General features: G+C 69.1%; 17 protein-coding genes and 1 pseudogene. 6 read left to right on the top strand and 12 right to left on the bottom strand.

All coding sequences use genetic code 11. From position 1 onward, the window contains the following. Nucleotides 1–8 precede the first annotated feature (8 nt). Nucleotides 9–1,484: an N-acetylglucosamine/diacetylchitobiose ABC transporter substrate-binding protein gene (ngcE, locus tag ACIA6T_RS09015; protein ID WP_399445887.1), complete on the bottom strand. Its 1,476-nt coding sequence runs from the start codon at nucleotides 1,482–1,484 to the stop codon at nucleotides 9–11. Nucleotides 1,485–1,857: 373 nt separating this feature from the next. Between ngcE and ACIA6T_RS09010 the strand changes: the two genes are divergently transcribed. Both ACIA6T_RS09010 and ACIA6T_RS09005 read left to right on the top strand, forming a co-directional pair. Further along, entirely contained in the window at nucleotides 1,858–5,661 is a 3,804-nt protein-coding gene (locus ACIA6T_RS09010; protein ID WP_399445886.1) for a GH92 family glycosyl hydrolase, read from the top strand. A gap of 164 nt (nucleotides 5,662–5,825) precedes the next feature. Beyond that, the gene (locus ACIA6T_RS09005) at nucleotides 5,826–7,844 is read left to right on the top strand and encodes a beta-galactosidase (protein ID WP_399445885.1); all 2,019 of its coding nucleotides are present in this window, start codon (nucleotides 5,826–5,828) and stop codon (nucleotides 7,842–7,844) included. Here ACIA6T_RS09005 and ACIA6T_RS09000 read toward each other — a convergent pair. Genes ACIA6T_RS09000 through ACIA6T_RS08975 form a run of 6 tightly spaced genes read right to left on the bottom strand, consistent with a single transcriptional unit; the run spans nucleotide 7,838 to nucleotide 15,574 of the window. Continuing rightward, nucleotides 7,838–9,799: an alpha-glucuronidase gene (locus ACIA6T_RS09000; RefSeq protein ID WP_399445884.1), complete on the bottom strand. Its 1,962-nt coding sequence runs from the start codon at nucleotides 9,797–9,799 to the stop codon at nucleotides 7,838–7,840. The genes ACIA6T_RS09005 and ACIA6T_RS09000 overlap by 7 nt on opposite strands. After that, the gene (locus ACIA6T_RS08995; RefSeq protein WP_399445883.1) at nucleotides 9,796–10,479 is read right to left on the bottom strand and encodes a hypothetical protein; all 684 of its coding nucleotides are present in this window, start codon (nucleotides 10,477–10,479) and stop codon (nucleotides 9,796–9,798) included. The genes ACIA6T_RS09000 and ACIA6T_RS08995 overlap by 4 nt, the downstream gene beginning before the upstream one ends. Then, nucleotides 10,476–11,993, bottom strand: a complete 1,518-nt coding sequence (locus tag ACIA6T_RS08990; RefSeq protein ID WP_399445882.1) for a xylan 1,4-beta-xylosidase — start codon at nucleotides 11,991–11,993, stop codon at nucleotides 10,476–10,478. The genes ACIA6T_RS08995 and ACIA6T_RS08990 overlap by 4 nt, the downstream gene beginning before the upstream one ends. Further along, nucleotides 11,990–13,651: an extracellular solute-binding protein gene (locus ACIA6T_RS08985; protein ID WP_399445881.1), complete on the bottom strand. Its 1,662-nt coding sequence runs from the start codon at nucleotides 13,649–13,651 to the stop codon at nucleotides 11,990–11,992. Before ACIA6T_RS08985 ends, ACIA6T_RS08990 begins: the two co-directional genes overlap by 4 nt. A gap of 55 nt (nucleotides 13,652–13,706) precedes the next feature. Then, nucleotides 13,707–14,588, bottom strand: coding sequence for a carbohydrate ABC transporter permease (locus ACIA6T_RS08980; protein WP_399445880.1), 882 nt, complete (start codon nucleotides 14,586–14,588; stop codon nucleotides 13,707–13,709). Continuing rightward, complete coding sequence (locus ACIA6T_RS08975; RefSeq protein WP_399445879.1) at nucleotides 14,582–15,574, bottom strand: ABC transporter permease; 993 nt, start codon at nucleotides 15,572–15,574, stop codon at nucleotides 14,582–14,584. The genes ACIA6T_RS08980 and ACIA6T_RS08975 overlap by 7 nt, the downstream gene beginning before the upstream one ends. A 265-nt stretch (nucleotides 15,575–15,839) precedes the next feature. On the opposite strand from ACIA6T_RS08975, the gene ACIA6T_RS08970 reads away from it, so the two are divergent. After that, complete coding sequence (locus ACIA6T_RS08970; RefSeq protein WP_399445878.1) at nucleotides 15,840–16,832, top strand: acetylxylan esterase; 993 nt, start codon at nucleotides 15,840–15,842, stop codon at nucleotides 16,830–16,832. 62 nt (nucleotides 16,833–16,894) lie between these two features. On the opposite strand, the gene ACIA6T_RS08965 is transcribed toward ACIA6T_RS08970, so the two are convergent. Next, nucleotides 16,895–17,989 (bottom strand): lytic polysaccharide monooxygenase, encoded by a 1,095-nt coding sequence (locus ACIA6T_RS08965; RefSeq protein WP_399445877.1) that lies wholly within the window; start codon nucleotides 17,987–17,989, stop codon nucleotides 16,895–16,897. 364 nt (nucleotides 17,990–18,353) lie between these two features. Further along, nucleotides 18,354–21,071 (bottom strand): aconitate hydratase AcnA, encoded by a 2,718-nt coding sequence (gene acnA / locus ACIA6T_RS08960; protein ID WP_399445876.1) that lies wholly within the window; start codon nucleotides 21,069–21,071, stop codon nucleotides 18,354–18,356. Nucleotides 21,072–21,387: 316 nt separating this feature from the next. Between acnA and ACIA6T_RS08955 the strand changes: the two genes are divergently transcribed. Further along, on the top strand, nucleotides 21,388–21,594 hold the full coding sequence (locus ACIA6T_RS08955) for a DUF4236 domain-containing protein (protein WP_399445875.1): 207 nt from the start codon (nucleotides 21,388–21,390) through the stop codon (nucleotides 21,592–21,594). Between the two features lie 75 nt (nucleotides 21,595–21,669). Next, nucleotides 21,670–23,199, top strand: coding sequence for a UDP-N-acetylglucosamine 1-carboxyvinyltransferase (locus ACIA6T_RS08950; RefSeq protein WP_399445874.1), 1,530 nt, complete (start codon nucleotides 21,670–21,672; stop codon nucleotides 23,197–23,199). A gap of 196 nt (nucleotides 23,200–23,395) precedes the next feature. Here ACIA6T_RS08950 and ACIA6T_RS08945 read toward each other — a convergent pair whose 3' ends face one another. Next, on the bottom strand, nucleotides 23,396–23,650 hold the full coding sequence (locus ACIA6T_RS08945; protein WP_399445873.1) for a hypothetical protein: 255 nt from the start codon (nucleotides 23,648–23,650) through the stop codon (nucleotides 23,396–23,398). Between the two features lie 112 nt (nucleotides 23,651–23,762). Here ACIA6T_RS08945 and ACIA6T_RS08940 point away from each other — a divergent pair. Continuing rightward, nucleotides 23,763–23,921: pseudogene (locus ACIA6T_RS08940) on the top strand (transposase); the annotation flags it as partial. Nucleotides 23,922–24,104: 183 nt separating this feature from the next. Here ACIA6T_RS08940 and ACIA6T_RS08935 read toward each other — a convergent pair. After that, entirely contained in the window at nucleotides 24,105–24,302 is a 198-nt protein-coding gene (locus ACIA6T_RS08935; protein ID WP_399445872.1) for a hypothetical protein, read from the bottom strand. A gap of 799 nt (nucleotides 24,303–25,101) precedes the next feature. After that, the gene (locus tag ACIA6T_RS08930) at nucleotides 25,102–25,470 is read right to left on the bottom strand and encodes a beta/gamma crystallin domain-containing protein (RefSeq protein ID WP_399445871.1); all 369 of its coding nucleotides are present in this window, start codon (nucleotides 25,468–25,470) and stop codon (nucleotides 25,102–25,104) included. Nucleotides 25,471–25,922 lie beyond the last annotated feature (452 nt).

The raw sequence follows: 25,922 nt of genomic DNA, 5'->3' as shown, positions 1-25,922 counted from the left end.
ACGGATCCTCACTGGTGCTTGTAGTGCTTGATCGACGAGTCCTTGGCCGCCTCGTCGGCATAGCCCTGGATCTTCTTGATGGCCTCGGCGGGGGTGATGCGGCCCGCCATCATCTCGCCGAGCCCGGACACACCGATCTTCTCCTTCTGGAGCTGCACGTACCAGTCCTGCAGGCGCGGGTTCACGACGTTCCCGCCGGCCTTGTCCAGCGCCGCGACGCCGGACTTCAGGCCCGGGGTGAGCTCGATGCCGTCGGTGCCGCCGTTGAACGCGGTCAGGGACTTCACCTTGCTGGTGAAGTTCTTGGAGGACGCCTCGCTCAGCATGATGCGCAGCTGTTCCATGCCGCCCGCGCCGTTCTTCGCCTTGGCCGGCACGATGAACGGCTCACCGCCGGAGGCCCAGATGGTGCCGAAGGGCAGCTTGTCGGAGGAGTCGATTCCCGTGGGCGCCGAGACCGCGAGGTCGAAGTCGGCGGGGATGACCTTCGCGGACTCGTTCTCCACCCAGGAGCCGTTCGGGAGGAACAGCGCCTTGCCCTGCGCCCAGGCGGTCTGCGACTGGATGTGGTCCAGACCCGGGGTGCCCCTGAGGATGTAGCCCTTCCTGTAGAGCTCGTAGTAGGCCTCGAAGCAGGCCTTGACGGCGGGGTGCTTCCAGGCGCCCGGCTCCAGGTTGTCGATGGCGTCGAGGACTTCCCGGCCGCCGACCTTGCCAATCATCGGGTAGAGCGAGAACGGGACGTAGTAGGGGTACTTGCCCGCGTACGTCCAGCCCGCCATGCCCTTCTTCTTGGCCTTCTCGCAGACCGCGAGCATCTGGTCCCAGGTTTCCGGGTACTGCTCGTCGAGCGAGTCCAGGGCCTTCTGCGAGTACCAGACGCCGTAGACCGTGTAGGCGTAGTACATGATCCAGACCGGGTCGCCGTCGAACTGGCCCATCTCCACGATGCCGGGGCGCAGCGTGTCCCGGACCTTCTTGCTCGGGTCGTCGTACGAGGGGGCGTCCAGCAGCGGGGTGAGGTCGGCGAGCTGCTTCTTGCCGACCAGGACACCCATGTCCATCTGCTCGGCGCCGGAGTTGTCGATGAGGTCGGGCGGATTGCCCTGGTTGAACCTCGGCTGCAGGGTCGACTGGATCTTCTGGGTGGCGGAGAACTTGACCTTCGCCTTGGGGAAGTTCGTCTCGTAGACCTTCACCGCGTCCTCGGCGTACTCCTTGCCGAAGCCGCCGTCGAACAGGACGAATTCCATCTGCGCGGTGTCGTTGACCGCGAGCGGGTTCTTCTCGGTCTTCTCGCCCGATTCGGCCTTCTCCTGTTCTTCACCGCCCCCGCTGGCACACGCGGACAGGAAGCTCATCGCCGGTACGGAGACCAGGCCGAGCGCGGCGGACCGCCTGATCAGTGCGCGGCGCCCCACACCGGTCGTGCCGTTGTTCCCGGTGGAACCGGTGCCGTTGTTCTCGGCGGAAGTGGATCCCATGCTCAAGTCCTCGCCTTCTCCAGGACTCAGGCGGTGAACCGGATCCTCCCCGGCACCGCGTTCGGTCAAGCTGGGTCGTGCAGGAAGTGCGGCCGTACAGGGTCGGGTGCGGTGAAGACACCCCGGAGTGCCGACAGGTATAGTCCACTTCCCGCCGACGGATCAAGATCGAACGCAAGGTTCACCTCTGGTCTTTTCCGAGTTGAGACCTCGCGGAAATACCGGCCTCCGGCGCGTTCCCCGACGGAGGAATCATTGCCGTTGGACTGGAATTCCGCATTCAACCCCCTTGACACCACCGGCCACTTGACGCACTACTAGACCTTGCGCATCTCATTGACAACGTTGTCCGGCGCAGGGAGGGTCCTCACTCATGCACAACAGGGTTCGGCACAGATGGGGAACGGCGGTCGTCGCGGCGACCGCCTTCGCTTTGGCCGCGGGCTCACAGGGCGTCGCGGTGGCGCTGCCCCAGGCGCCGCCGAAGGCGGACCGTGAGTTCGCGTCGTCGTTCGAATCCGGGGAGCCCGCCCCGGACTGGCTGAACACCGTCGACACCACGGGGGGCGGCGAGAAGCGCGCCTCGGGCGTGGACGGCGGTTACAGCTCCGGCATTCCGGGCAATGTCACCGACCATGTCACGGACGTCCGCGCCAGCGCGGAGAACACCGGCGGCGGGGAGGTGAAGGAGAACCTCGTCGACGGTGAGCCGAGCAGCAAGTGGCTGGCCTTCGAGTCCACCGGCTGGGTGGAGTTCGACCTGGACGCCCCCGTCGAGGCGGTCCGTTACGCCCTCACGTCCGCCAACGACGCCGCCGAGCGCGACCCGAGGGACTGGACCCTCAAGGGATCCACCGACGGCGAGGACTGGAAGACCCTCGACACCCGGTCGGGCGAGACCTTCGCGCAGCGCTTCCAGACCAGGATCTACGACATCGACGCCTCCGCCGTCGCCGAGTACCGGCACTTCCGGCTGGAGATCACCAAGAACGGCAGCGGCGGCATAGTCCAGCTCGCCGACGTCCAGTTCTCCACCGGCGACGACGAGGCGCCCGTCCCGCAGGACATGCTCTCGCTGGTCGACCGCGGCCCCACCGGCTCGCCGACGGCCAAGGCGGGCGCCGGGTTCACCGGGAAGCGCGCCCTGCGCTACGCCGGCCGGCACACCGCCGACGGACGGGCGTACTCGTACAACAAGGTGTTCGACGTCAACACGAGGGTCGACCGGAACACCGAACTGTCGTACCGCGTCTTCCCCTCGATGGCGGACGGCGACCTCGACTACGACTCCACCAACGTCTCCGTCGACCTCGCCTTCACCGACGGCACCCATCTGAGCGACCTGCGCGCCACCGACCAGCACGGGTTCCCGCTCACCCCGCAGGGACAGGGCGCGTCGAAGATCCTCTACGTCAACCAGTGGAACAACGTGGTCTCCCGGATCGGCTCGGTGGCCGCCGGCAAGACCGTCGACCGGATCCTGGTCGCGTACGACTCCCCCAAGGGCCGGACCAAGTTCCGCGGCTGGCTGGACGACGTGTCGCTGAAGCCGGTGAAGCCCGAGCGGCCGAAGGCCCATCTCTCCGACTACGCGGTGACGACCCGGGGCACCAACTCCAGCGGCGGGTTCTCGCGCGGCAACAACTTCCCCGCGACGGCCGTGCCGCACGGGTTCAACTTCTGGACCCCGGTCACCAACGCCGGTTCGCTGAGCTGGCTGTACGACTACGCGCGCGGCAACAACGCGGACAACCTGCCGACGATCCAGGCGTTCAGCGCGAGCCACGAGCCGAGCCCCTGGATGGGCGACCGGCAGACCTTCCAGGTGATGCCGTCGGCCGCCTCCGGCACCCCGGACACCGGCCGTGAGAAGCGCGAGCTGGCGTTCCGGCACGAGAACGAGACCGCGCGGCCGTACTACTACGGGGTGCGGTTCGAGAACGGCCTGAAGGCCGAACTGGCGCCGACCGACCACGCGGCGGCGATGCGCTTCACCTTCCCCGGCGACGACGCGAGCGTGCTCTTCGACAACGTCACCGACCAGGCCGGCCTGACCCTCGACAAGGAGAACGGCACCTTCACCGGCTACTCGGACGTCAAGTCCGGGCTGTCGACGGGCGCGACCCGGCTGTTCGTCCACGGCGAGTTCGACAAGAAGGTCACCGAGGGCGACGCCAGCGGCGTCAAGGGCTACCTGCGCTTCGACGCGGGCAAGGACCGCACGGTCACACTGCGCCTGGCCACCTCCCTGATCAGCGTCGACCAGGCGAAGGACAACCTGCGCCAGGAGATCCCCGAGGGCCGCGACTTCGAGGCGGTCAAGAAGAGCGCCCAGCGCCAGTGGGACCGCATCCTCGGCAAGGTCGAGGTCGAGGGCGCCACCCCGGACCAGCTGACCACGCTCTACTCCAGCCTCTACCGGCTGTACCTGTACCCGAACGCGGGCCACGAGAAGGTCGACGGGAAGTACCGGTACGCCTCCCCCTTCTCGAAGATGGAGGCGGCCGACACCCCGACGCACACCGGCGCGAAGATCGTCGACGGCAAGGTGTACGTCAACAACGGCTTCTGGGACACCTACCGGACCACCTGGCCGGCGTACTCCTTCCTGACCCCGTCCAAGGCCGGTGAGCTGGTCGACGGGTTCGTGCAGCACTACAAGGACGGCGGCTGGACCTCGCGCTGGTCCTCCCCCGGCTACGCCGACCTGATGACCGGCACCTCCTCGGACGTCGCGTTCGCCGACGCGTACGTCAAGGGCGTCGACTTCGACGCGGAGGCCGCGTACGACGCGGCGGTGAAGAACGCCACCGTCGTACCGCCGTCGTCGGGCGTGGGCCGCAAGGGCATGGCGACCTCGCCGTTCCTCGGCTACACCAGCACCGACACCCACGAGGGCCTGTCGTGGGCGCTGGAGGGCTACCTCAACGACTACGGCATCGCGAAGATGGGCGAGGCGCTCTACAAGGAGACGGGCGAGAAGCGCTACAAGGAGGAGTCGGCGTACTTCCTCGACCGCGCCCAGGACTACGTCAACATGTTCGACTCCGAGGCCGGATTCTTCCAGGGCAGGAACGCCGAGGGTGACTGGAGGGTCGAGTCCTCGAAGTACGACCCGCGCGTGTGGGGCCACGACTACACCGAGACCAACGGCTGGGGCTACGCCTTCACCGCCCCGCAGGACAGCCGCGGTCTGGCCAACCTGTACGGCGGCCGGGACGGCCTCGGCGACAAGCTCGACGAGTACCTCTCCACCCCCGAGACGGCCTCCCCCGAGTTCAAGGGCTCCTACGGCGGTGTCATCCACGAGATGACCGAGGCGCGGGACGTCCGGATGGGCATGTACGGCCACTCCAACCAGGTCGCCCACCACGCCCTGTACATGTACGACGCGGCCGGGCAGCCCTGGAAGACGCAGAAGAACGTGCGCGAGGTGCTGTCCCGCCTGTACACCGGCAGCGAGATCGGCCAGGGCTACCACGGCGACGAGGACAACGGCGAGCAGTCGGCCTGGTACCTCTTCTCCTCGCTCGGCTTCTACCCGCTGGTGATGGGCAGCGGCGAGTACGCCATCGGCTCCCCGCTGTTCAAGAAGGTCACCGTGCACCTGGAGAACGGCCGCGAGCTGGTCGTCAAGGCACCGAGGAACAGCGCGCGGAACATCTACGTGCAGGGCCTGAAGGTCAACGGCAAGCGCTGGGACTCCACTTCGCTGCCGCACTCGCTGATCTCGAAGGGCGGTGTCCTGGAGTTCGACATGGGCCCGCGTCCGTCGTCGTGGGGCACGGGCGAGAACGCGGCGCCCGTGGCGATCACCGAGGACGACGAAGTGCCCACGCCCCGCGAGGACGCGCTGAAGGGCGAGGGCGCCCTGTTCGACGACACGTCGGCGACCGGCGCCACGGTCTCCACCGTGGAACTGCCCGTCACCGGGGACACCGAGGCGGTGCAGTACACGCTGACCTCCTCGGACCACACCGAGGCGCCCACGGGCTGGGTGCTCCAGGGCTCGGCCGACGGCACGACGTGGACGGACCTCGACCGGCGGACGGACGAGTCGTTCCGCTGGGACCGCCAGACCCGCGCCTTCTCGGTCGACCGGCCGAAGGCCTACGGCCACTACCGGCTGGTGCTGGCCGGTGAGGCGGCACTGGCGGAGGTGGAACTGCTGAGCTGAGCGGACCGCCGCTCACCCGGCGGGTCCGGGCATCGCCCGGACCCGCCTTTCCCATGGACTCCCCCCGGACCGACAGGTACCTCTCCCGTCCCCGGTGCACCAGAATGGGGGCGGCCCCCGGTGCTCTCCGGGCGGCGCTTCCACGGCATGGGGAGAGCACAGACATGACCCCGCCCCGCACCCCGAAGATCCCCTACGGCGGCGACTACAACCCCGAGCAGTGGCCGGAGGAGGTGTGGGACGAGGACCACCGTCTGTTCACCCGGGCCGGCATCGACACGCTCACCGTCGGCGTCTTCTCCTGGTCCCTCACCCAACCCGCCGAGGACACCTACGACTTCACCGTCCTGGACCGCATCCTCGACCGCGCCGCCGCCGAGGGCCGCCGGGTCTGCCTCGCCACCGGCACCGCCGCCCTCCCGCCCTGGCTGGCGAAGCGCCACCCGGAGGTCAACCGCACCGACTTCGAGGGCCGCCGCCACCGCTACGGCCAGCGCCACAACTTCTGCCCCGGCTCACCGGCGTACAAGTGCGCCGCCGCGGCCCTGGCCGGCCGCCTCGCCGAACGGTACGCGGGCCACCCCGCCGTACTCGCCTGGCACATCAACAACGAGTACGGCGGCGCCTGTTACTGCGACCTGTGCGCCGACGCCTTCCGTGCCTGGCTGCGCGAACGCCACGGCACCCTGGACGCCCTCAACGACGCCTGGTGGACGACGTTCTGGTCGCACCGCTACACCGACTGGGACCAGATCGAGCCGCCCAGCGCCCTCACCGAGCACTGGCGCGGCCCCGACCACACCGCCTTCCAGGGCATCACCCTGGACTACCACCGCTTCACCACGGACGCCCTGCTCGGCTGCTTCCTCGCCGAGAAGGAGGCGATCCGCGCCCACGACCCGGACACCCCCGTCACCACCAACTTCATGGGCATGTTCCGTCCGCTCGACTACCACCGCTGGGCGCCCCACCTCGACTTCGCGTCCTGGGACAGCTACCCGCCCCTGGACGCCCCGCCCACCGTCGCCGCCCTCGCCCACGACCTGATGCGCGGCCTCAAGGACGGCGCCCCCTTCTGGCTGATGGAGCAGACCCCGTCCACCACCGCCTGCCGCGACGTCAACCCGCTGCGCCGCCCCGGCGAACTGCGCCTGGCCACGTACCAGGCCGTCGCCCACGGCGCGGACGCCGCCCTCTACTTCCAGATGCGTGCCTCACGCGGCGCCTGCGAGAAGTACCACGGCGCCGTCATCGGCCACGCGGGACGGGCCGACACCCGCGTCTTCCGGGAGGTCGCCGAGGTGGGGGAGGAGCTGAAGCTCCTGGGCGGCGCGAGCCTGGGCGCCCGCACCCCCGCCCGCACCGCCCTCCTCTTCGACTGGGACAGCTGGTGGGCCCTGGAGATGTCCGACGGACCCTCCCGGCTGGTCCGCTACCAGGAGGTGGTCCACGCCTACTACCGGGCCGCCCGAGAGGCCGGCGCCGACGTGGACGTCGTCCCGGTCACCGCCGACCTCACCCCGTACGACGTGGTCCTCGCCCCCGTGCTGCACATGGTCAAGGGCGATCTCGCGGCCCGTCTGGAGGCCGTCACCGCGCGCGGCGGGACCGTGCTGGCGACGTTCCTCTCCGGCCGCGTCGACGAGCACGACCGGGCCTTCCCCACCGACGTGCCGGGACCGCTCGCCCCGCTGCTGGGCATCCGGATCGACGAATGGGACGCGCGTCAGGCGGAGGTCGTGAACCCCGTCCACCTGGGCGACCTCACCGCCGACGCCCGCCTGGTCTTCGAGATCGTGCGGCCGCGCGGCGCGGAACCGGTCGGCACGTACGGCGCCGACTTCTACGCCGGCACCCCGGCCGTCACCCGCCACCGCGTCGGCGGGGGCGAGGCGTGGTACGTCGCCACGGCCCTCGACCAGCCGGGCGTCGGCCACGTGGTCCGCCGGGTCCTCGCCCGCCACGACCTCGTCGGCCCCTACGCCGACCACACCGCCGTCGAGACCGCGACCCGCGTCGCCCCCGACGGCACCCGCCTGCTCTTCCTCCTCAACCACGCACCGGAACCGGTCCACTTGACGGCCCACGCCCCCGCCACCGACCTGCTCACCGGCGAACGCACCGAGCGGGACGAGCCGTTCACCCTCGACCCGCTCGGCGTGGCGGTCCTGCGTCTTCAGTAGATGATCCGCCCCCGCCCGTCCGGCACCCCGGACTTGCGCAGGAAGTAGCTGTTGACCTGGTCGCGCCACTCACGGGCGCTGCGCGACTGCTCCTCGAACCGCTCGGCCACGCGCGCGTGCCGGGCGGGTTCCACCAGGTCCGCGAGGCCCGCCCACACCCGGCGGGCCTCCTCGGCCTCCTCCACGCCCTCGAAGTGCGTGTCGTAGATGTGCTGGATCACCGTCTTCCCGCTGTGAAGCACATGCCCGTACGGCACATGGTGGAAGAACAACAGCAGTTCGTCGGGGCAGGTCTCCGGTGACTCGTACACCTCGGCCCACGGCTTGGCGTACTGACCGGCGTACCCGGTACCGGTCGCCGTGCTGCGGTCCACGCCGACGCCGTCACGGTCGGCGAAGTGGTAGGTGCCCCAGGGGCTGTACTCGTAGCCGTCCACGCTCGGCCCGTAGTGGTGCCCCGGCTGCACCATGAAGCCCACCCCGAGCGGCGCGGTGTACTTCTCGTACGTCGACCAGGAACCGTCGAGCACCGAGTGCAGCCCGTCGACCAGCCGCTCCTCCGCCCCTGGATGGGTCAGCGCGATCCACTCACCGAGGACGGCCCGCGGCTCCGCCGCCGGGTCCCAGGCCAGCCGCCCGAAGGTGTAGAGGTTGGCCTGCGCGAGGGGATGGCCGGTCCAGAACGGGTCGTCGCCGGCGTTCGACACGGCCACAAGACCGTCCGCCAGCCGCCCGGCGCTCACCTCACCGTCCGGCCGGAACCGCAACGCCCCGCTCCACATCGGACCCAGCCAGCACGCGTGCCGCTGCTGCCCGGTGTACTCCTGCGTGACCTGCAGTTCCACCGCGAGCCGCGTGCCCGGCATGGCGCCGATCAGCGGGGAGACCGGCTCGCGCACCTGGAAGTCCATCGGCCCGTGCTTGACCTGGAGCACCGCGTTCGCCGCGAACCGGCCGGCCAGCGGGGTGAAATGGTCGTACGCGGCCCGCGCCCGGTCGGTGCTCCGGTCCCGCCAGTCCTGGTGGTGGTCGTAGACGAACGCCCGCCAGTGCACCGTGCCGCCGTACGGCTCCAGCGCGGCGGCCAGCATGTTCGCGCCGTCGGCGTGCGAGCGGCCGTACACGAACGGGCCGGGCCGCCCCTCCGAATCGGCCTTCACGACGTACCCGCCGAAGTCGCCGATCACCTCGTACACGCGCCCCGTCGCCTCCGCCCACCAGCCGCGCACCGCCTCGTCCAGCGGATCGGCGGTGGGCAGCCCGCCCAGCACCATCGGCGCGGCGAAGGTGACCGACAGGTGGGTGCGGATGCCGTACGGACGCAACACGTCGGCGATCGCGGCCACTTCACCGATCCGGTCGGTGAGCAGACGCGCCTCGGCCGCGTGCACGTTGACGTTGTTGACGGCGACGGCGTTGATCCCGCACGCCGCGAGCAGCCTGCCGTACGCCCGCACCCGCTCCAGATCACCGCGCGCCCGGCCATCGGCCCAGAACAGCGAACCGCCCGCGTAGCCGCGCTCGACCTGGCCCATGACCGGGTGCACGGCCACGTTGTCCCAGTGGTCCAGCATGCGCGAGGCGTACGCCGGACGGTGCTCCTCACGGGCCCGCTCACCGGTGAAGGCGCCCTCTCCGAGCCGTACGACGTGGAACAGGCCGTACAGCAGCCCGCGTCCGCCGGACGCGGTGACGGTGGTGACGCCGTCCCGGCGCATCAGCGCGAAACCCTCGTCACCGAGCCCGTCGGCCGGTCGGAGAACCAGCTCGGCGTCCTCGCCGCCGTCCCGTACGACCCGCCCGCCGAACCGCTCACAGGCGTCGGCCAGTTCGCCGTACACCGTCTCCACCAGGGGCCCGGCGTCGGCGGCGCGTATCAGCGAACGCCGGCTGCCGACCGCCCGGAACGCGGCCGACGGCAGCCAGGCCGCGTCGAAGTCCCCCGAGTACGTCATGCGGTGAAGTCCTCCTGGGTCTCGGTGATCACCGGGCGGCTGCTGTGCAGCAGGGACAGCAGCAGGGGGGCGGCGAGCAGGGCGGGCAGGGCCTCGGTGAGCAGGGCGGTGCCGGCGGCCGTCAGGATCAGCAGCGAGAGGGCGCCGAGGGTGGCGCGGGGGTGCCGCAGCAGGAAGTAGGCGGCGAGGCGGGCGGTGTCGCGGGTTCGGAAGGTGAACAGGGTGGTGAGGACCAGGGCGTGCGCGCCCCACAGGAGGGAGCCCGTGCCGATCAGCGCGAGGAGCGCCGCCCACCAGCCGGGGAGTCCGGTGGCGGGGAAGTGGGTGAGGGTGAAGGCGATCACCGTGAGCCAGGCGAGCAGCGGTGCCCACAGCCTCAGCACGGGGAGGGCGCCCAGTCGCCAGCCGCGCAGGAAGGCGCGGGCCGGGTGGAGGTCGGTGAGGTCGCGGCCGCGGTGGTGCAGGGCGTGGAGGGCGGCGGAGGCGGCCGGGCCCAGGGGCAGCAGGCAGAGGGCGGCGAGGGGGAGGTTGGCGGGGTCGGGTGCGAGGAGGAAGAGGCCGGCGAGGCCCGGCGCCGCGGTGAGCAGCAGCAGGGCCTCGACGGTGACGAGCGTGTGGATCAGCGCGGCGGCCCGGGAGAGCGTCCCGGTGCCGAACGCGTCGGCCCGTACGGTGCTCACGGCACCTCCCGGCCGAGCAGCCGCCGCTCGTCCCACCAGGGCGGGGTCTCGTCGTCGACCGGGGTCAGCTCGACGAGGGTGATCTCGTGGCGGGCCAGGGTGAGGTCGAGGCCGGCGCGGCCGTCCTCGACCGGCAGCCGCTGGTGGGCGCGGGCGGGTTCGGATGCCTCGTGCAGGACGTCGAGCTGTCCGGGCTTCGGGGAGCGAGGGCCGCCCATGTGCCGCCAGGCGGTGTACGCGTTGCCGCGCTCCTCGTCGGCCGAGGAGCGGCGGACGAACACCTCGCCGCGCGGGGCGGTGCCGACCGGCAGGGACAGGCGCAGGGTGTGCCGGTCCGGGCCGGGTGTCTCTCCTGTCGGGTCGACGGGGGCCCAGGCGAGGACGGTGACCCGGCCGTCGGCGTGCCGGGTCACCAAGTGGTCCTCGCCCCGCGCCAGTCGCTCCTCCCCCATGCGGGCCATGAAGGCGTAGAGGTGGTAGGTGGGTTTGCGCAGTTGGCGGTGGGTGAGCAGGCCGAAACCGCCGTGGAAGAGGGCGGTCGGGATGCCGGCCTCCTCGAAGACGTCGCTGAACGTCCAGTAGGAGAAGGAGTCGGCGTGGTCGCCGCCGGCCGCCAGGACCGGGGCCAGGTAGGCGGCGTGGAAGGCGGTGTCGTGGATGGGGTTGTCGGGGCGGTAGGAGGAGTTGAACTCGGTGATGTGGACGGGCAGGCCCTCCAGCCGGGTGCCCTCGAGGGACCGGCGGGGCTCGGCGAACTGGTCGAGGAGGTCGCTCGCCGGGGCGAGCGTCTGGTGGACGCCGAACGGGACGTGCCGGGCGGGCCCGGAGCTGTAGGCGTGCCGGGAGACGAAGTCGACGGGCACGTCCCGGCGTTCGGCGAACTCGGCGAACCGCTCCATCCAGCCGTCGGCGCCGGGCGAGACCGCCGGGCCGCCCACCTTCAGCCCGGCGTCCACCTCCTTCACGGCGTGCGCGGTCGCCTCGTACAGCCGGTGGTACGCCTGTTCGTCGGCGCCCGGCCAGAAGGCGGGCAGGTCGGGCTCGTTCCACACCTCGACGGGCCAGGTGCGCACCTCGTCGGCGCCGTAGCGGTCGACGAGGTGGGCGAGGGTGGCGCGGACCAGGTCCGTCCACTCCTTCTCGTCGGCGGGCGGGGTGACGTTGCCCTTCCACCAGAAGACCGTCTGCTCCCCCGAGGCCAGCGCGCCCGGCATGAAGCCGAGTTCGAGGAAGGGGCGGATGCCGAGGCCGAGGCAGGCGTCGAGCACCTGGTCGAGGTAGGTGAACGAGTGGTGGGTGCGGCGGACGCCCTGCCACTCGTAGGGGCGGTGGATGCCCAGGCCGTCGCTGAGCAGGCCGTGGCCGCGCAGGTACCGGAAGCCGATGTCGCGCTGGAGCAGGGCGAGGGAGTCCTGGTAGTCGCGGCGCAGGGCGAGGTCGAGGCGGCCGGTGCCGACGCAGGCCCGCCAGGCGCCGGACAGCCGGCCGTTCGGCGCGTCGGGGACGCTGATCACGCGTTCTCCTTCTTGAACCGCTCGTAGGCCTGGTTGTGCAGGTCGATGAACCGGTCCATGTTCCTGGCCTTCAGCTCCTCGACGTAGTCGTCCCACTCGGAGAGCGGGCGCTTGCCGAGGACGAACCGGAGGGCGTTCTGGGTGACGTGGTCCTTCAGCGGGGTGTCCCAGAGGGTCGCCTGCTCCTGCTCCTCGGCGCGCAGCGGGTGCGGCGGGTCGGTGGGCAGCGGCTCGCGGGCCGCCATGGCGTCGGTGAACTTCTTCTCGTCGGGGCTGAAGGAGGAGGAGACCAGGGCCCAGCTGCCGCCGTAGGCGAAGACGCCGTTGGAGAAGCCGAAGTCCTTCTGGAGGTCCTTCGGGGCGTCCGGGTCGGAGCCCATGAGGCTGATGCCGGGCTTGAGTCCGTACTGTCCGGGCCCGGAGCGGGTGAAGGTGGTGTTCTCCACGCCCCACTTGCAGAACTCCTGGCCGGCGTCGGAGTACCAGAGCCAGTCCACGAACTGCATCAGGGCGACGAAGTCGTCGCCCTCCAGGGCCTTTCCGGAGATCATCATGCCGTTCTCCAGGCGGGCACCGCCCAGGACCACCGGCCCGGCGGGTCCGAGCGGCACCGGGATCATCTCGATGGTGGCGCCCTTGACCTGCTTCTCCAGGTTGTAGCGGTAGTTCTGCACCAGCTCCTGCGGGTTGGCGCTGATCGCGAAGGACTTCTCCGCCAGCAGCTTCCTGACCGCCTCGTCGTCGGTCTGGGTGAAGCTCTCGGGGTCCATCAGCTTCTCGGCGACCAGCTTGTGCAGGTACTCGACGACCTGGCGGAAGGCGTCCGTGGCGCCGGTGAAGACGAATTTCCGCGCCTTGGCGTCCCAGCTGGTGTTCAGGTACGACCAGCCGGCCCGCACGCCGTACGCCTGGCCGAGGTACTGGAACAGGGCGCCGGCGGGGAAGGGGGTGTTGGTGCTCCAGCGGTCGGTGAACGGGTAGCGGTCGGGGTACTCCTCCTTGAGCGCCTTGAGGGTCGTGTACACCTCGTCCCAGGTGGTGGGCAGGCTCAGGCCGTGCTTGTCCAGGATGTCGGTGCGGAAGGACAGCGAGTAGCCCTGCTTGACCTTCTCGTGCAGTCCGGGCAGCAGGTAGTAGTTGCCGTCGGACTGGCGCAGTGAGTCGACCTCCGGCTGGAGGTTCCATCTCCTGACCTTGTCCTGGAAGTTGGGCATCAGGTCCACGTACTTGCTGACCGGCAGGATCGCGCCCGAGGAGACGAACGCGCTCTCCGCGCCCGGGTAGGTCTTGGGGATGAGGAGCGGGGCGTCGCCCGCGCCGATGAGCAGGCTGCGCTTCTTCTCGTAGTCGCTCAGCGGGACCGGGGTGGCCTGGAAGGTGATGCCGGTGCGTCGGGTGATCTCCTTCCAGAACAGCCAGTCGTCCTTCATCGGGTAGCCGGGGTTGTTGTTGTGCAGGACGGAGAAGGTCAGCGGCTCGGTGGCCTTGAACTGCTCGCCGGCCCGGTAGTTCTTCATGGCGCCGTCGCGCTTCTTCGACAGGTCCTTGGCGTCGTCGCCGCCGTCACCGCCGCTGCCGCAGCCGGTGAGGGCGGCGAGGCCGATGAACCCGGCGGCGCCGAGGAGCTGGCGCCGGGACAGCCGTCCGGTGTTCTTCACAGGGGACTCCCTTGGTACGTCGGCGAGTTGAGGAGGAGAAAGGGGGTTGCGGCCGTCAGCCCTTGACCGCGCCGAGCATCACGCCCGAGACGAAGTAGCGCTGCACGAACGGGTAGAGGCAGAGGATCGGCAGCGAGGTGAGCACGATCGTGACGGCCTGGATGTTCGCCGAGACCTGGGTGAGCTGCTCGGTGGCCGCGCCCGCGCCGGTGCCTCCGGTGGCGCCGGCGAGCAGGTTGCGCAGATAGACCGTGACCGGCATCAGTTCGGTGCGGTCCATGTAGAGGAACGCCGAGAACCAGGAGTTCCAGAAGGACACCGCGTAGAAGAGGATCATGGTCGCGACGACCGCCTTCGACAGCGGCAGCACGATCCGCAGCAGGATGCCGTACGTACTGAGGCCGTCGATCTGCGCGGCCTCCTCCAGCTCCGACGGCAGGCTCTCGAAGAAGGCCTTCATCACCAGCAGGTTGAAGACGCTGATCGCGTTCGGCAGGGCGATCGCCCACACGCTGTTCTTCAGGCCGAGGCTGGTGATCAGGACGTAGTGGGGGATCAGGCCGCCGGTGAAGAACATGGTGAAGACGGCGATCCCGACCAGGGCGCCGCGCCCCTTGAGGTTCCTCTTCGACAGGACGTAGGCGTAGCAGGTGGTCAGCACCATGGCGACGGCGGTGGAGACCACCGTGTAGAAGACGGTGTTGCCGTAGTTGCGCCAGAACATCGAGTCGTTGAAGACGATCTCGTACGTGGTGAGGTTGAAGCCCTTGGGCCACAGCGTCACCTCACCGGCACGGATGTGCCGCTCCCCGCTGAACGAGCGGGCGATGATGTTGACGAAGGGGTACAGCGTCACCAGCACGACCAGGGTGAGGATCACGCCGTTGACGCCCTGGAAGACGCGGTGGCCGCGGGTCGGCCGGTCGACGCTCACCACAGGCTCGTCCCCACCGTGCGGCGCGACAGCTGGTTGGCCGAGGTGATGAGCACCAGGCCGATGACCGCCTCGAACAGGCCGATCGCGGCGGCGTAGCTGAAGCTGTTGGACTCCACACCGGTCCGGTAGAGGTACGTGGAGATCACGTCGGCGGTCGGATAGGTCAGCGGGTTGTAGAGCAACAGGACCTTCTCGAAGCCGACGGCCATGAACGTGCCGATGTTGAGGATCAGCAGCGTGATCATGGTGGGGCGGATGCCGGGCAGGGTGACGTGCCAGATCCGCTGCCAGCGGCCCGCGCCGTCGATGCGGGCGGCCTCGTACAGGTCCTCGTCGATGGTGGTGAGCGCGGCGAGGTAGAGGATCGTGCCCCAGCCGGCGGTCTGCCAGATCTCCGAGCCGACGTAGACGGTGCGGAACCAGTCGGGTTCCTGGATGAACCGGATCGGGTCGTGCCCGAACCAGCCCAGGACATGGTTGACCGGACCGTCCGTGGCGAGCATCTGCAGCGTGATGCCGGCGACGATCACGATCGACAGGAAGTGCGGCAGGTACGACACCGACTGCACGAACCGCTTCAGGGAATTCCGGCGCACCTCGTTCAGCAGCAGGGCGAGGACGATCGGGATCGGGAAGCAGAAGACGAGCGTGAGTCCGCCCATCCACAGGGTGTTCCTGAAGACCTGCCAGAAGGTGGGGTCGGACAGGAACATCTCGACGTAGCGCAGTCCCACCCAGTACTCGCCGAAGACCGAACCGCCCGGCTCGAACCGGCGGAACGCGATCACGTTGCCGATCATCGGCAGATAGCGGAACACCAGGAAGAACAGCAGCGGCAGCACGGCCAGCGAGTACAACTGCCAGTCCCTGCGCAGCGCGCGCCGCCAGCCGGTGCGCGCGGGTGAGCGTGTGCGTCGTGGGGGTGTCTTCGTCGGCGGCGGGTCCTGCGTGCCCGGCGGCGGAGCCGATGTGGTGGAGGTGCTCATTGCTCGGGCCTCCCCTGCGTAGGGCACGGAACCGAAAGTTTCGTGCCCTTACCGGTAACTTCGCGGCAACCTATGAGCAGTGGTAAGCGGTGTCAATGGGTGGTGCGTGGCGGAAATTCAAGAGGTCGCGGCGGCGACGGATCCGGTACGCACGGCTGTGGAAACGGGTCTTGGTCTGTTAACGTCCCCAAAACTTTCTGGTGCACGCCCGCAACGATCGGCCGTACCGCCCGTTCGACTCCGTTTCGACTCTGCGAGGTGCCCCGTGCCCGCGTTCGACCTGCCCCCGGCTGAACTGGAGCACTACCGGCCGGAGATCGAGGAGCCCGCCGACTTCGACGCGTTCTGGGAGCGCACGCTGAAGGAGGCGTCGGCCGAGGGGGACCCGCTGGTCTCGGTGAGGCCGGTGGTGAACGGGCTGCGGCTCACCGAGACCTGGGACGTGACGTTCCGCGGCTTCGCCGGCGACCCGGTGCGCGCCTGGTTCAGCCTTCCCGCGAACGTGGCCGAACCCCTTCCGGCGGTGGTGGAGTTCGCGGGTTACGGACGCGGACGCGGCCTGCCGCACGAGCGGCTGACCTGGGTGAACGCCGGGTACGCGCATCTGCTGATGGACAACCGGGGCCAGGGCGACCAGTACGGCTGCGGCGGCGGCACCCCCGACCCGCACGCCCTGGCGCCGGGCGGCCCCGGTCCGGCGGTCCGCGGTCTGCTCGACCCGAGGGACCACCACTACCGCCGGCTGATCACCGACGCGGTGCGCGCGGTGGCCGCCGTACGCGCGCTGCCGGGGGTGGACGCCGGCCGCGTCGCGGCCGTGGGCAACAGCCAGGGGGGAGGACTCGCGCTGGCCGTGGCGGGTCTCGTACCGGATCTGACGGCGCTCCTGGTCACCGCTCCGCTGCTGTGCGGCATCCACCGCGCCCTGGACCTCACCGACGCGCCCCCGTACGGCGAGATCACCGCCTACCTCTCGGTGCACCGGGGCGCCGAGGAGGCCGCCTACCGCACCCTCTCCTACGTCGAGGGCGTGTCCTTCGCCCGGCGCGCGCACGCCCCGGCCCACTTCGGGGTCGGGCTGCGCGACACGGTCTGTCCGCCGAGCGGGGCGTACGCGGCGTTCAACCGGTACGCGGAACGCACGGCCGGTGATCCGGCCAAGGTGCTCCACGCCTATCCCTTCAACGGGCACGAGGGCGGGGACGCGGTGCACGTACGGCGCCAACTGGACTGGCTCGCTTCGCTGCTGGGTGACTGACGGGGTGCGCGGGCGGCCCCGATGACGGCCGGACACGCCATCGGGGCCGCCCACGGGGCGGTTCAGCCGACCCGGCAGGGCAGGGTCGTCGTACTGTCGCCGCCCGCGCCGGAGACCACATAGCCGAACGTCGCGCTCTCCCCCGGATCGAGGGAGCCGTTGTAGTCGGCGTTGTGGACCATCACGTCCTGGCCGTCGTAGGTGGCGTTGCCGCTCCACAGGCTGTCGACGCTCTGGCCCGCCGGGAGGGTCCAGTCGACCATCCAGCCCAGCATCGGCACGTCACCGCTGTTGGTGACGGTCACCTGGGACTGGTAGCCGCCGCTCCAGCTGCCCGTGGTGCTGCGGGTGGCGGTGCACTCCCCCGCGACGGGGTCGGGGTCGGTCGGGTCGCCGGGGTCCTTGACACCGGTCACCTCGCCGTCGCCGCCGTCGAAGACGACGTCCGAGCAGGAGTAGAAGGTCTCCTGGCTGTCCGAGCGCTGCCAGACCATGTAGATGACGTGCCGGCCGGACTTGCCCTCGGGGAGCTGTCCGCTCCAGCGGTAGTCGGCCTCGACGGTGCCCGGGGATCCGTTGAGCGGCGGGTGGTCGACGGAGAGGAAGGGGTCCTCCTCCATGTCGGCCCAGGTGAGGGCCCGCGTCGGGTCGAAGCCGTCCTTGGTGACGTAGACGTGGAACCAACCGGGGTGCGCGGCCCAGGCGTTGTAGGAGAAGTCGACGGTCGCGCCCGAGGTGAGGTGGGTGAGCGGCCAGTCGGCGCTGGGCGTGTCGAAGCCGGTGAAGTTGGTGTTCCCGCCGCTGCACAGCTTCCCGTCGGGCACGAAGCCGCGGGTGCGGCCGGCGCCGTCGGAGCGCAGGACGGAGAACCAGTTGTAGAAGGGGGTGGTGCCGCCGACCTGGGCGGCGGTCCTGCAGGCCGGGTTGACCGGCTTGATCTCACCGGTGTCGGTCAACGCGTCCTGCCAGCACAGGAAGGTGCGGCTGCCGGGCTTCATCGGCGTGCCGTGGGCTTCGGCCTCACCGCCCGCCGTCACGACCAGGCCGACGGCCGGGACGGCGGCGAGCAGGGAGACCAGGACGAGGAAGAGGGCTCGGGTGCGGGTGGGGAGCGCTGAGCGGGGAGCGGACCCGCCCCCCGGTCTTGTTGTGATCATGACACACCTGTCCGCGACTGTGGGGTTGACGGATCATGCAGGGGTGCGTGAAGGGGCGAGGTGGGAGTGTCCCAACGGCGGGTTCCGGTCCACCTGAGCATGGGAGCGCTCCCACCTCGTCCGTGAGGGGGACGGTAGCGCGGGGTGGCGCGCTTGTAAACGGTTGCCGCACCGGGGAGTCGTACCGGTGGGCCAGTCCGGGGCGTCGATCAGCCGCTCGACATGGTCACCGGCCGGCGCTCCTCCGAAGAGCCGGACCACCTGCGCCGGCACGCGTTCCCCGCCGGGGACCACGACGGCGGCAACGGCGAGGGCCGTATCCCCGTCACCGGGGATACGGCCCTCGACTGCCCTGCCGGACCGCTTACTTGCGGATCAGGCTGCGCAGCACGTACTGCAGGATGCCGCCGTTGCGGTAGTAGTCGGCCTCACCGGGGGTGTCGATGCGGACGACCGCGTCGAACTCGACGCCCGTGTCGGTGGTGACCTTCACCGTGCGCGGGGTGGTGCCGTCGTTCAGCTCGGTGACGCCGGAGACGGAGAAGGTCTCCTCGCCGGTCAGGCCGAGGGAGGACGCGGTCCGGCCCTCCGGGAACTGGAGCGGCAGGACGCCCATGCCGATGAGGTTCGAGCGGTGGATGCGCTCGTAGGACTCGGCGATGACGAACTTGACGCCGAGGAGGGCCGTGCCCTTGGCCGCCCAGTCGCGGGACGAGCCGGAGCCGTACTCCTTGCCGGCCAGGACGACCAGCGGGGTGCCCTGCTCGATGTAGTTGCGGGAGGCGTCGTAGATGAACGACACCGGGCCGCCGTCCTGCGTGAAGTCGCGGGTGTAGCCGCCCTCGGTGCCCGGCGCGATCTGGTTGCGCAGGCGGATGTTGGCGAACGTACCGCGGATCATGACCTCGTGGTTGCCGCGGCGCGAGCCGTAGCTGTTGAAGTCGCGGCGCTCGATGCCGTGCTCCGTGAGGTACTTGCCGGCCGGGGTGTCGGCCTTGATGGCACCGGCCGGGGAGATGTGGTCGGTGGTGACCGAGTCGCCCAGCTTGGCGAGCACGCGGGCGCCGGTGATGTCCTCGACCGGGGCCGGCTCCATGCCCATGCCCTCGAAGTACGGGGGCTTGCGCACGTAGGTGGACTCGCCGTCCCACTCGAAGGTGTCGCCGGTCGGGATGGGCAGCGCCTGCCACTGGGCGTCACCGGCGAAGACGTCGGCGTAGGACTTGGAGAACATGTCCTCGCCGATCGCGTTGGCGACGACGTCGTTCACCTCGGCCTCGGAGGGCCAGATGTCCTTCAGGTAGACCGGGTTGCCGTCGGTGTCGGTGCCGAGGGCCTCCTTGGTGATGTCCACCTTCATGGAGCCGGCGAGCGCGTAGGCCACGACCAGCGGCGGGGACGCCAGGTAGTTCATCTTGACGTCGGGGTTGATCCGGCCCTCGAAGTTGCGGTTGCCGGAGAGCACCGAGGTGACGGCGAGGTCGTGGTCGTTGACCGCCTTGGAGACCTCCTCCGGCAGCGGGCCGGAGTTGCCGATGCAGGTGGTGCAGCCGTAGCCGACGAGGTTGAAGCCGACCTTGTCGAGGTACGGGGTGAGGCCCGCCTTGTCGAAGTAGTCGGTGACGACCTTGGAGCCCGGGGCGAGGGTGGTCTTGACCCACGGCTTGCGGGTCAGGCCCTTCTCCACCGCCTTCTTGGCCACCAGGGCCGCGGCGACCATGACGTACGGGTTGGAGGTGTTGGTGCAGGAGGTGATGGCCGCGACCGTCACCGCGCCGTGGTCCAGCTCGTAGGTCGTACCGTCGGGGGCGGTGACCTGGACCGGGTTGGACGGGGCGCCGTTCGGGATGGTGGACGGGGCGTCGGAGCCGGGGAAGGACTCCTTGCTGGCCTCGTACTCGTCGTTGACGTAGTTGCGGACGTCGGCCTTGAACTGCTCGGCGGCGTTCGCGAGGACGATGCGGTCCTGCGGGCGCTTCGGGCCGGCGATGGAGGGGACGACGGTGGCGAGGTCCAGCTCGAGCTTCTCGGAGAAGTCCGGCTCGGCCTGCGGGTCCAGCCAGAGGCCCTGCTCCTTGGCGTACGCCTCGACCAGCGCGACCTGCTGGTCGCTGCGGCCGGTCAGGCGCATGTAGTTCAGGGTCTCGTCGTCGATCGGGAAGATCGCGGCGGTGGAGCCGAACTCCGGCGACATGTTGCCGATGGTGGCGCGGTTGGCGAGGCTCGTGGCCGCCACGCCCTCGCCGTAGAACTCGACGAACTTGCCGACGACGCCGTGCTTGCGCAGCATCTCGGTGATGGTGAGCACGAGGTCGGTGGCGGTGGTGCCGGGCGTCAGCTCGCCGGTGAGCTTGAAGCCGACGACGCGCGGGATGAGCATGGAGACCGGCTGGCCGAGCATGGCGGCCTCGGCCTCGATGCCGCCGACGCCCCAGCCGAGGACGCCGAGGCCGTTGACCATGGTGGTGTGCGAGTCGGTGCCGACCAGGGTGTCGGGGTAGGCCTTGCCGTCGCGGACCATGACGACACGGGCCAGGTGCTCGATGTTCACCTGGTGGACGATGCCGGTGCCGGGCGGGACGACCTTGAAGTCGTCGAAGGCGGTCTGGCCCCAGCGCAGGAACTGGTAGCGCTCGCGGTTGCGGCCGTACTCCAGGTCGACGTTCTGCTTGAAGGCGTCGTTGGTGCCGAACTTGTCGGCGATGACGGAGTGGTCGATGACCATCTCGGCCGGGGAGAGCGGGTTGATCTTGTTCGGGTCGCCGCCGAGCTCCTTGACGGCCTCACGCATGGTGGCGAGGTCCACGACGCAGGGCACGCCGGTGAAGTCCTGCATGATCACGCGGGCCGGCGTGAACTGGATCTCCTGCGACGGCTGGGCCTGGGAGTCCCAGCCGCCCAGGGCGCGGATGTGGTCGGCGGTGATGTTCGCGCCGTCCTCGGTGCGGAGCAGGTTCTCCAGCAGCACCTTCAGGCTGTAGGGAAGGCGCGCGGAGCCCTCGACCTTGTCCAGCCGGAAGATCTCGTACGACTCGTCGCCCACCTGCAGCGTGCTGCGGGCGTCGAAGCTGTTCGCCGACACGACAGTCTCCTTCATTGATGTGCGCGTACCACCGCATCCTGCCGCCACGCCGCCCTGGCCTATCCGCTGAGGTAAGGCTAAGTTAGGTAGCCCTTACCAGGGTGGCGGCTGCGGTGCGCCTCGGCAGATATCTCGATGTCGAGATAACTCTAGTACACAAGGGCCGAATGGTCATGCCCGGGCCCGGTACACCCGGCACGCCCGGCCCGATGCACCACCCCCACCCTCCGCCGCGTCGCGACCCGGCGCCATCTTTGCGCCCGGACGGGGTAACCGACTGAAACGGAGTCAGTCCGGGACAGGAAGGGGCACAGGAATGCCGCTCACGTTTCGCAAGAGCTTTCGGATCCTTCCGGGGGTACGGCTGAACATCAACAAACGGTCGTGGTCCATCACCACCGGCGGCAGGAGCGGCCCCCGGCACACCCGCAGCAGTACGGGACGTCGTACGACATCGATGGATTTGCCCGGACCTTTCGGATGGCGCCGGACCCGCCAGACCCGCCGCACCAGGGGATACTGACGTCACATCACCCGACCATCACCCGAATGGACCCCCCAAGAGGCGCCATCTCATATCTGAGATAACCTCATCCTCATGTCAGACGACTACCTCGTACGCATCGGCAAGCTCATCCGTGACGCCCGGCAGCATCGCGGGTGGACGCAGGCCCAGCTCGCCGAGGCGCTCAACACCAGCCAGAGCGCCGTCAATCGGATCGAGCGCGGCAACCAGAACATCAGCCTTGAGATGATCGCCCGGATCGGTGAGGCCCTGGACAGCGAGATCGTCTCGCTGGGCTACGCCGGCCCGATGCACCTGCGCGTGGTGGGCGGCCGCCGGCTCTCCGGCGCCATCGACGTCAAGACGAGCAAGAACGCGTGCGTGGCACTGCTGTGCGCCTCCCTGCTCAACAAGGGGCGCACCGTGCTGCGCCGCGTCGCCCGCATCGAGGAGGTCTACCGCCTCCTGGAGGTGCTGAACTCCATCGGCGTACGCACCCGTTGGATCAACGACGGTGTCGACCTGGAGATCGTGCCGCCGGCCGAGCTGGACCTCGCGTCCATCGACGCGGACGCCGCCCGCCGCACCCGCTCCATCATCATGTTCCTCGGCCCGCTGCTGCACCGCCTGGACCGCTTCATGCTGCCGTACGCCGGCGGCTGCGACCTCGGTACGCGCACCGTCGAGCCGCACATGATCGCGCTGCGCCGGTTCGGCCTGGACATCGCCGCGACCGAGGGCCAGTACCACGCGGTGGTCGACCACTCCGTCGCCCCCGACCGCCCGATCGTGCTGACCGAACGCGGGGACACCGTCACCGAGAACGCGCTGCTGGCCGCCGCCCGGCACGACGGCACCACCGTCATCCGCAACGCCTCCTCCAACTACATGGTCCAGGACCTGTGCTTCTTCCTGGAGGCGCTGGGCGTCAAGGTCGACGGCATCGGCACCACCACCCTCACCGTGCACGGTGTGCCCACCATCGACGTCGACGTGGACTACTCCCCCTCCGAGGACCCGGTCGAGGCGATGAGCCTGGTGGCCGCGGCCGTGGTGACGGAGTCGGAGCTGACGGTCCGCCGGGTCCCCATCGAGTTCCTGGAGATCGAGCTGGCGGTCCTGGAGGAGATGGGCCTCGACCACGACCGCACACCGGAGTACTTCGCCGACAACGGCCGTACGCGCCTGGTGGACCTCACCGTCCGCCCCTCCAAGCTGGAGGCGCCGATCGACAAGATCCACCCGATGCCGTTCCCGGGCCTGAACATCGACAACGTCCCGTTCTTCGCGGCGATCGCGGCGGTGGCCCAGGGCCAGACCCTCATCCACGACTGGGTCTACGACAACCGCGCCATCTACCTGACCGACCTCAACCGCCTCGGCGGCCGCCTCCAGCTCCTCGACCCGCACCGCGTCCTGGTCGAGGGCCCGACCCGCTGGCGTGCCGCGGAGATGATGTGCCCGCCGGCGCTGCGCCCGGCCGTGGTGGTCCTGCTGGCGATGATGGCGGCGGAGGGCACGTCGGTCCTGCGCAACGTGTACGTCATCAACCGCGGCTACGAGGACCTGGCGGAGCGCCTGAACTCGATCGGGGCGCAGATCGAGATCTTCCGGGACATTTGAGAACTCTAGGAAAAGACAGGATGAAGCCCCTCCTGACCAGCACTTATGCAAGCCAGGAGGGGGTTCGGCTCGGTCTGTGGGACTTCTCAGGGACTTTTAGGTCGAGCCGGGAGACTGTCGGTTTCAGAGGCTGAGGACGGATTGCCCGGCGTTGCACGTGTCGGGCACGGGCAGGGCACCGGCCTTCCTCTCGGTGTCAGGCCACTGGCCCCGGAGCCCTGCCATGCAGGGTCAGATAAAACGTGCGGAGCGATTCCGGGGAGCTTCCCACCGCGAAACAGTCGCGGACCTTGCCCAAGGGGTTCCACACCCGGCCGTCCGGCATGCGTACCCCGGTCGGCTCCCCGAAGTAGGACCGCTGGTCGGCGTCGAAGTCGATCCACGTCGCGCCGGTCCGTCGGACCAGGACCTTTCCGACGTAGGCTCCGAGGCCGAACAGCGCTTCGCGCACCCTCGCCTCTTCCACCCCGTTCTTGTGGACATCAGCCGTCGGAGACGGAGTGGACCCCCAACGCTTCCAGCATCGCCACGAAAATCGGCTCCACGAACGGATCGGGCCAGACTTCCCGCACCAGCACTGGAAGAAGATCCAGTGCACGAACCCGCTGGAACGGCTGAACCGGGAGATCAAACGCCGCACCGACGTCGTCCAGGTCTTCCCCAACCCGCTCGCCGTCCTTCGCCTCGCGACCCCGGTCCTCGCCGAACTCCCCAACGAATGGATCGCCTTCCCTCGCCGCATCAGGCAACTGATCGCCTACACCATCGGAAGGGACGTGACCCTGCCTCGCCACCACAGCCGCTCACCAGCATATTTCACCGGTCACCACAGGATGAAAGAGGCTCACTGACAAGGTGATGCTGTTGGAGCGCCGACAAGTGCAGGGCCCGTGCTCCAACGCCCGTCACGATGCCGAACGTTTCCGCTGCAGCAACCAGGTACCCCCTGTCACCGCCCCCGTCACCAAAAAGCCCACCATCAGCGACATCCTGAATTCCTCCATCTTGCTGCCGTCGTCCGCCATAACCACCGACAGCGTCGTGATGACGGCCGTGATCACTAGCCCAATGGCCAGGTTCTTGCGCACCAGCGATTTCAGCATTTTCTCCTCGTTTCTCGATGAGTGCGCCGCAGTGTCGTCCTCAATTCGGCGGCACACCTGGGTTGTCATCGGTTCGGGTCGATCAATACTCGGTGAGCACGGCCTTGCGTCGCGTTCTGTTACGGACGTTGCCAGCAGACCGCCTCTGGCTAGGCGTCGTGCTTCTCATAGCCGGACGTCCGGTCATTCCCTCCTACCGGGAGGTCTCCAGCACCGTCCGGTTCAGCTGCTGCATCAGCCCGCCCGGGCCGGTCAGCGACGAGCCCTGCTCCTTGGGCCGCGCATCATCGGCCTCTGCACCCGCCCGCCCGACGACGCGACATGGAGTAGTCGTACTGGCCTTCGACGACGGCCTGGTGGCTGACGCCGACGCCCAACACCAGGCGGCCGCCTGCAAGTCCGATGCGCATCCTGTCTCCTTCGTGGTGTCGACGGTCTGCGGTCGCGCATCCGGTGACGGCAACGGGGTTCGGCACAGTGAGGGGCGACTTGTCCGCGCGGCGCTCCGTCCGGTCGGCACGTCGGACGTTCTTCGGTGATCCAACCAGTGGATCGGTCCGGCCGGTGACGCCGATGCGAGCATCCCTGTCCATGCCGACTGGGCATGGACAGGAGGATGTTCCTCGCCCTTTCCCACAATCAGGGGTTCTTCAGCGCCCATCGACGGCGCGCGTGTCCCATGAAGGCACACTCGCGAAGGCGCGAGGCCAAGGCGGCCCGGTGTCGCACGACTTCACACTGAACGGGTACCGCTGCCGGGTAGCGGGGTGAGCGAAGCCGGCAGCGGCACGCCACTCCGTTACAGGATTTCGATCCAGTCGACGTGGGGCGGCCTGTTGGGGAAGGTGATGATGTAGTGCTTGGGGTAGGTGACGGTCGTCCCGTTCACGTCGTGGTACTTGACCCTGTTGTTTCCGGTGGAGATCTTGTCGACCCACACGGCGGCGCCCGGCCCGCTCGCTGCGAAGTTGTAGGTGCCCTTGTTGGCGAAGCAGAAACTCAAGTCGAAAGAGCCGATGTAGTCCTGGCCGTGCACATCGGCTCGCAGATAGTCGGACGGGCCGCAGTTGACCTTGTCGATGGCGTGTGCTGTTCCGGCCGGTATGACGACGGCCATGACGGCGGCCGCGGCTACTGGAAGGGTGAGACGCAGTTTCCTGGACAGCATCCTCTGACTCCTTTTTTTGGGGGCACCGGCCGTCCGGCGAGAGCTTGTCGTGGCGCAATAAAATTGACGGGCGTTTCGCCTGCCGGTATACGATTTTCACGCTAAAAGCATGGCCCTATGATTGTCAACGGCGGTTTTCCGCAATGGCATTGGGGTTGTGCCAAGGTCGCGCCGGAGCCGCCGACATCCTGTAACGGCCCCGGCATTGGGCGCGTCGGGGCCCGATGCGGCCGACCGGTGCACGCCGCGTGAAAATGACGCCACCCGGCGACCTACGCTTGGCCTGTTGTTTTCACTTCTCGATACGCATCGTCCCAGAAAATGCCCTCTTTCCTCGGGGAAAGGACCGGGGGGGGACAGGAAATAAGGGCGAGCAGGCCTGAGGTGCGAGACCATGACTGTTGACGCCAATACGGATGTCTCCTCGTTATGCTGGTCCGATTTCTGCGGGC

The organism is Streptomyces sp. NPDC051740 (assembly GCF_044453165.1).
GTDB classification, from domain to species: domain Bacteria; phylum Actinomycetota; class Actinomycetes; order Streptomycetales; family Streptomycetaceae; genus Streptomyces; species Streptomyces atrovirens.
Note: the sequence above shows the minus strand (reverse complement) of the source record. Positions and strands in the feature narration are given on the sequence as shown.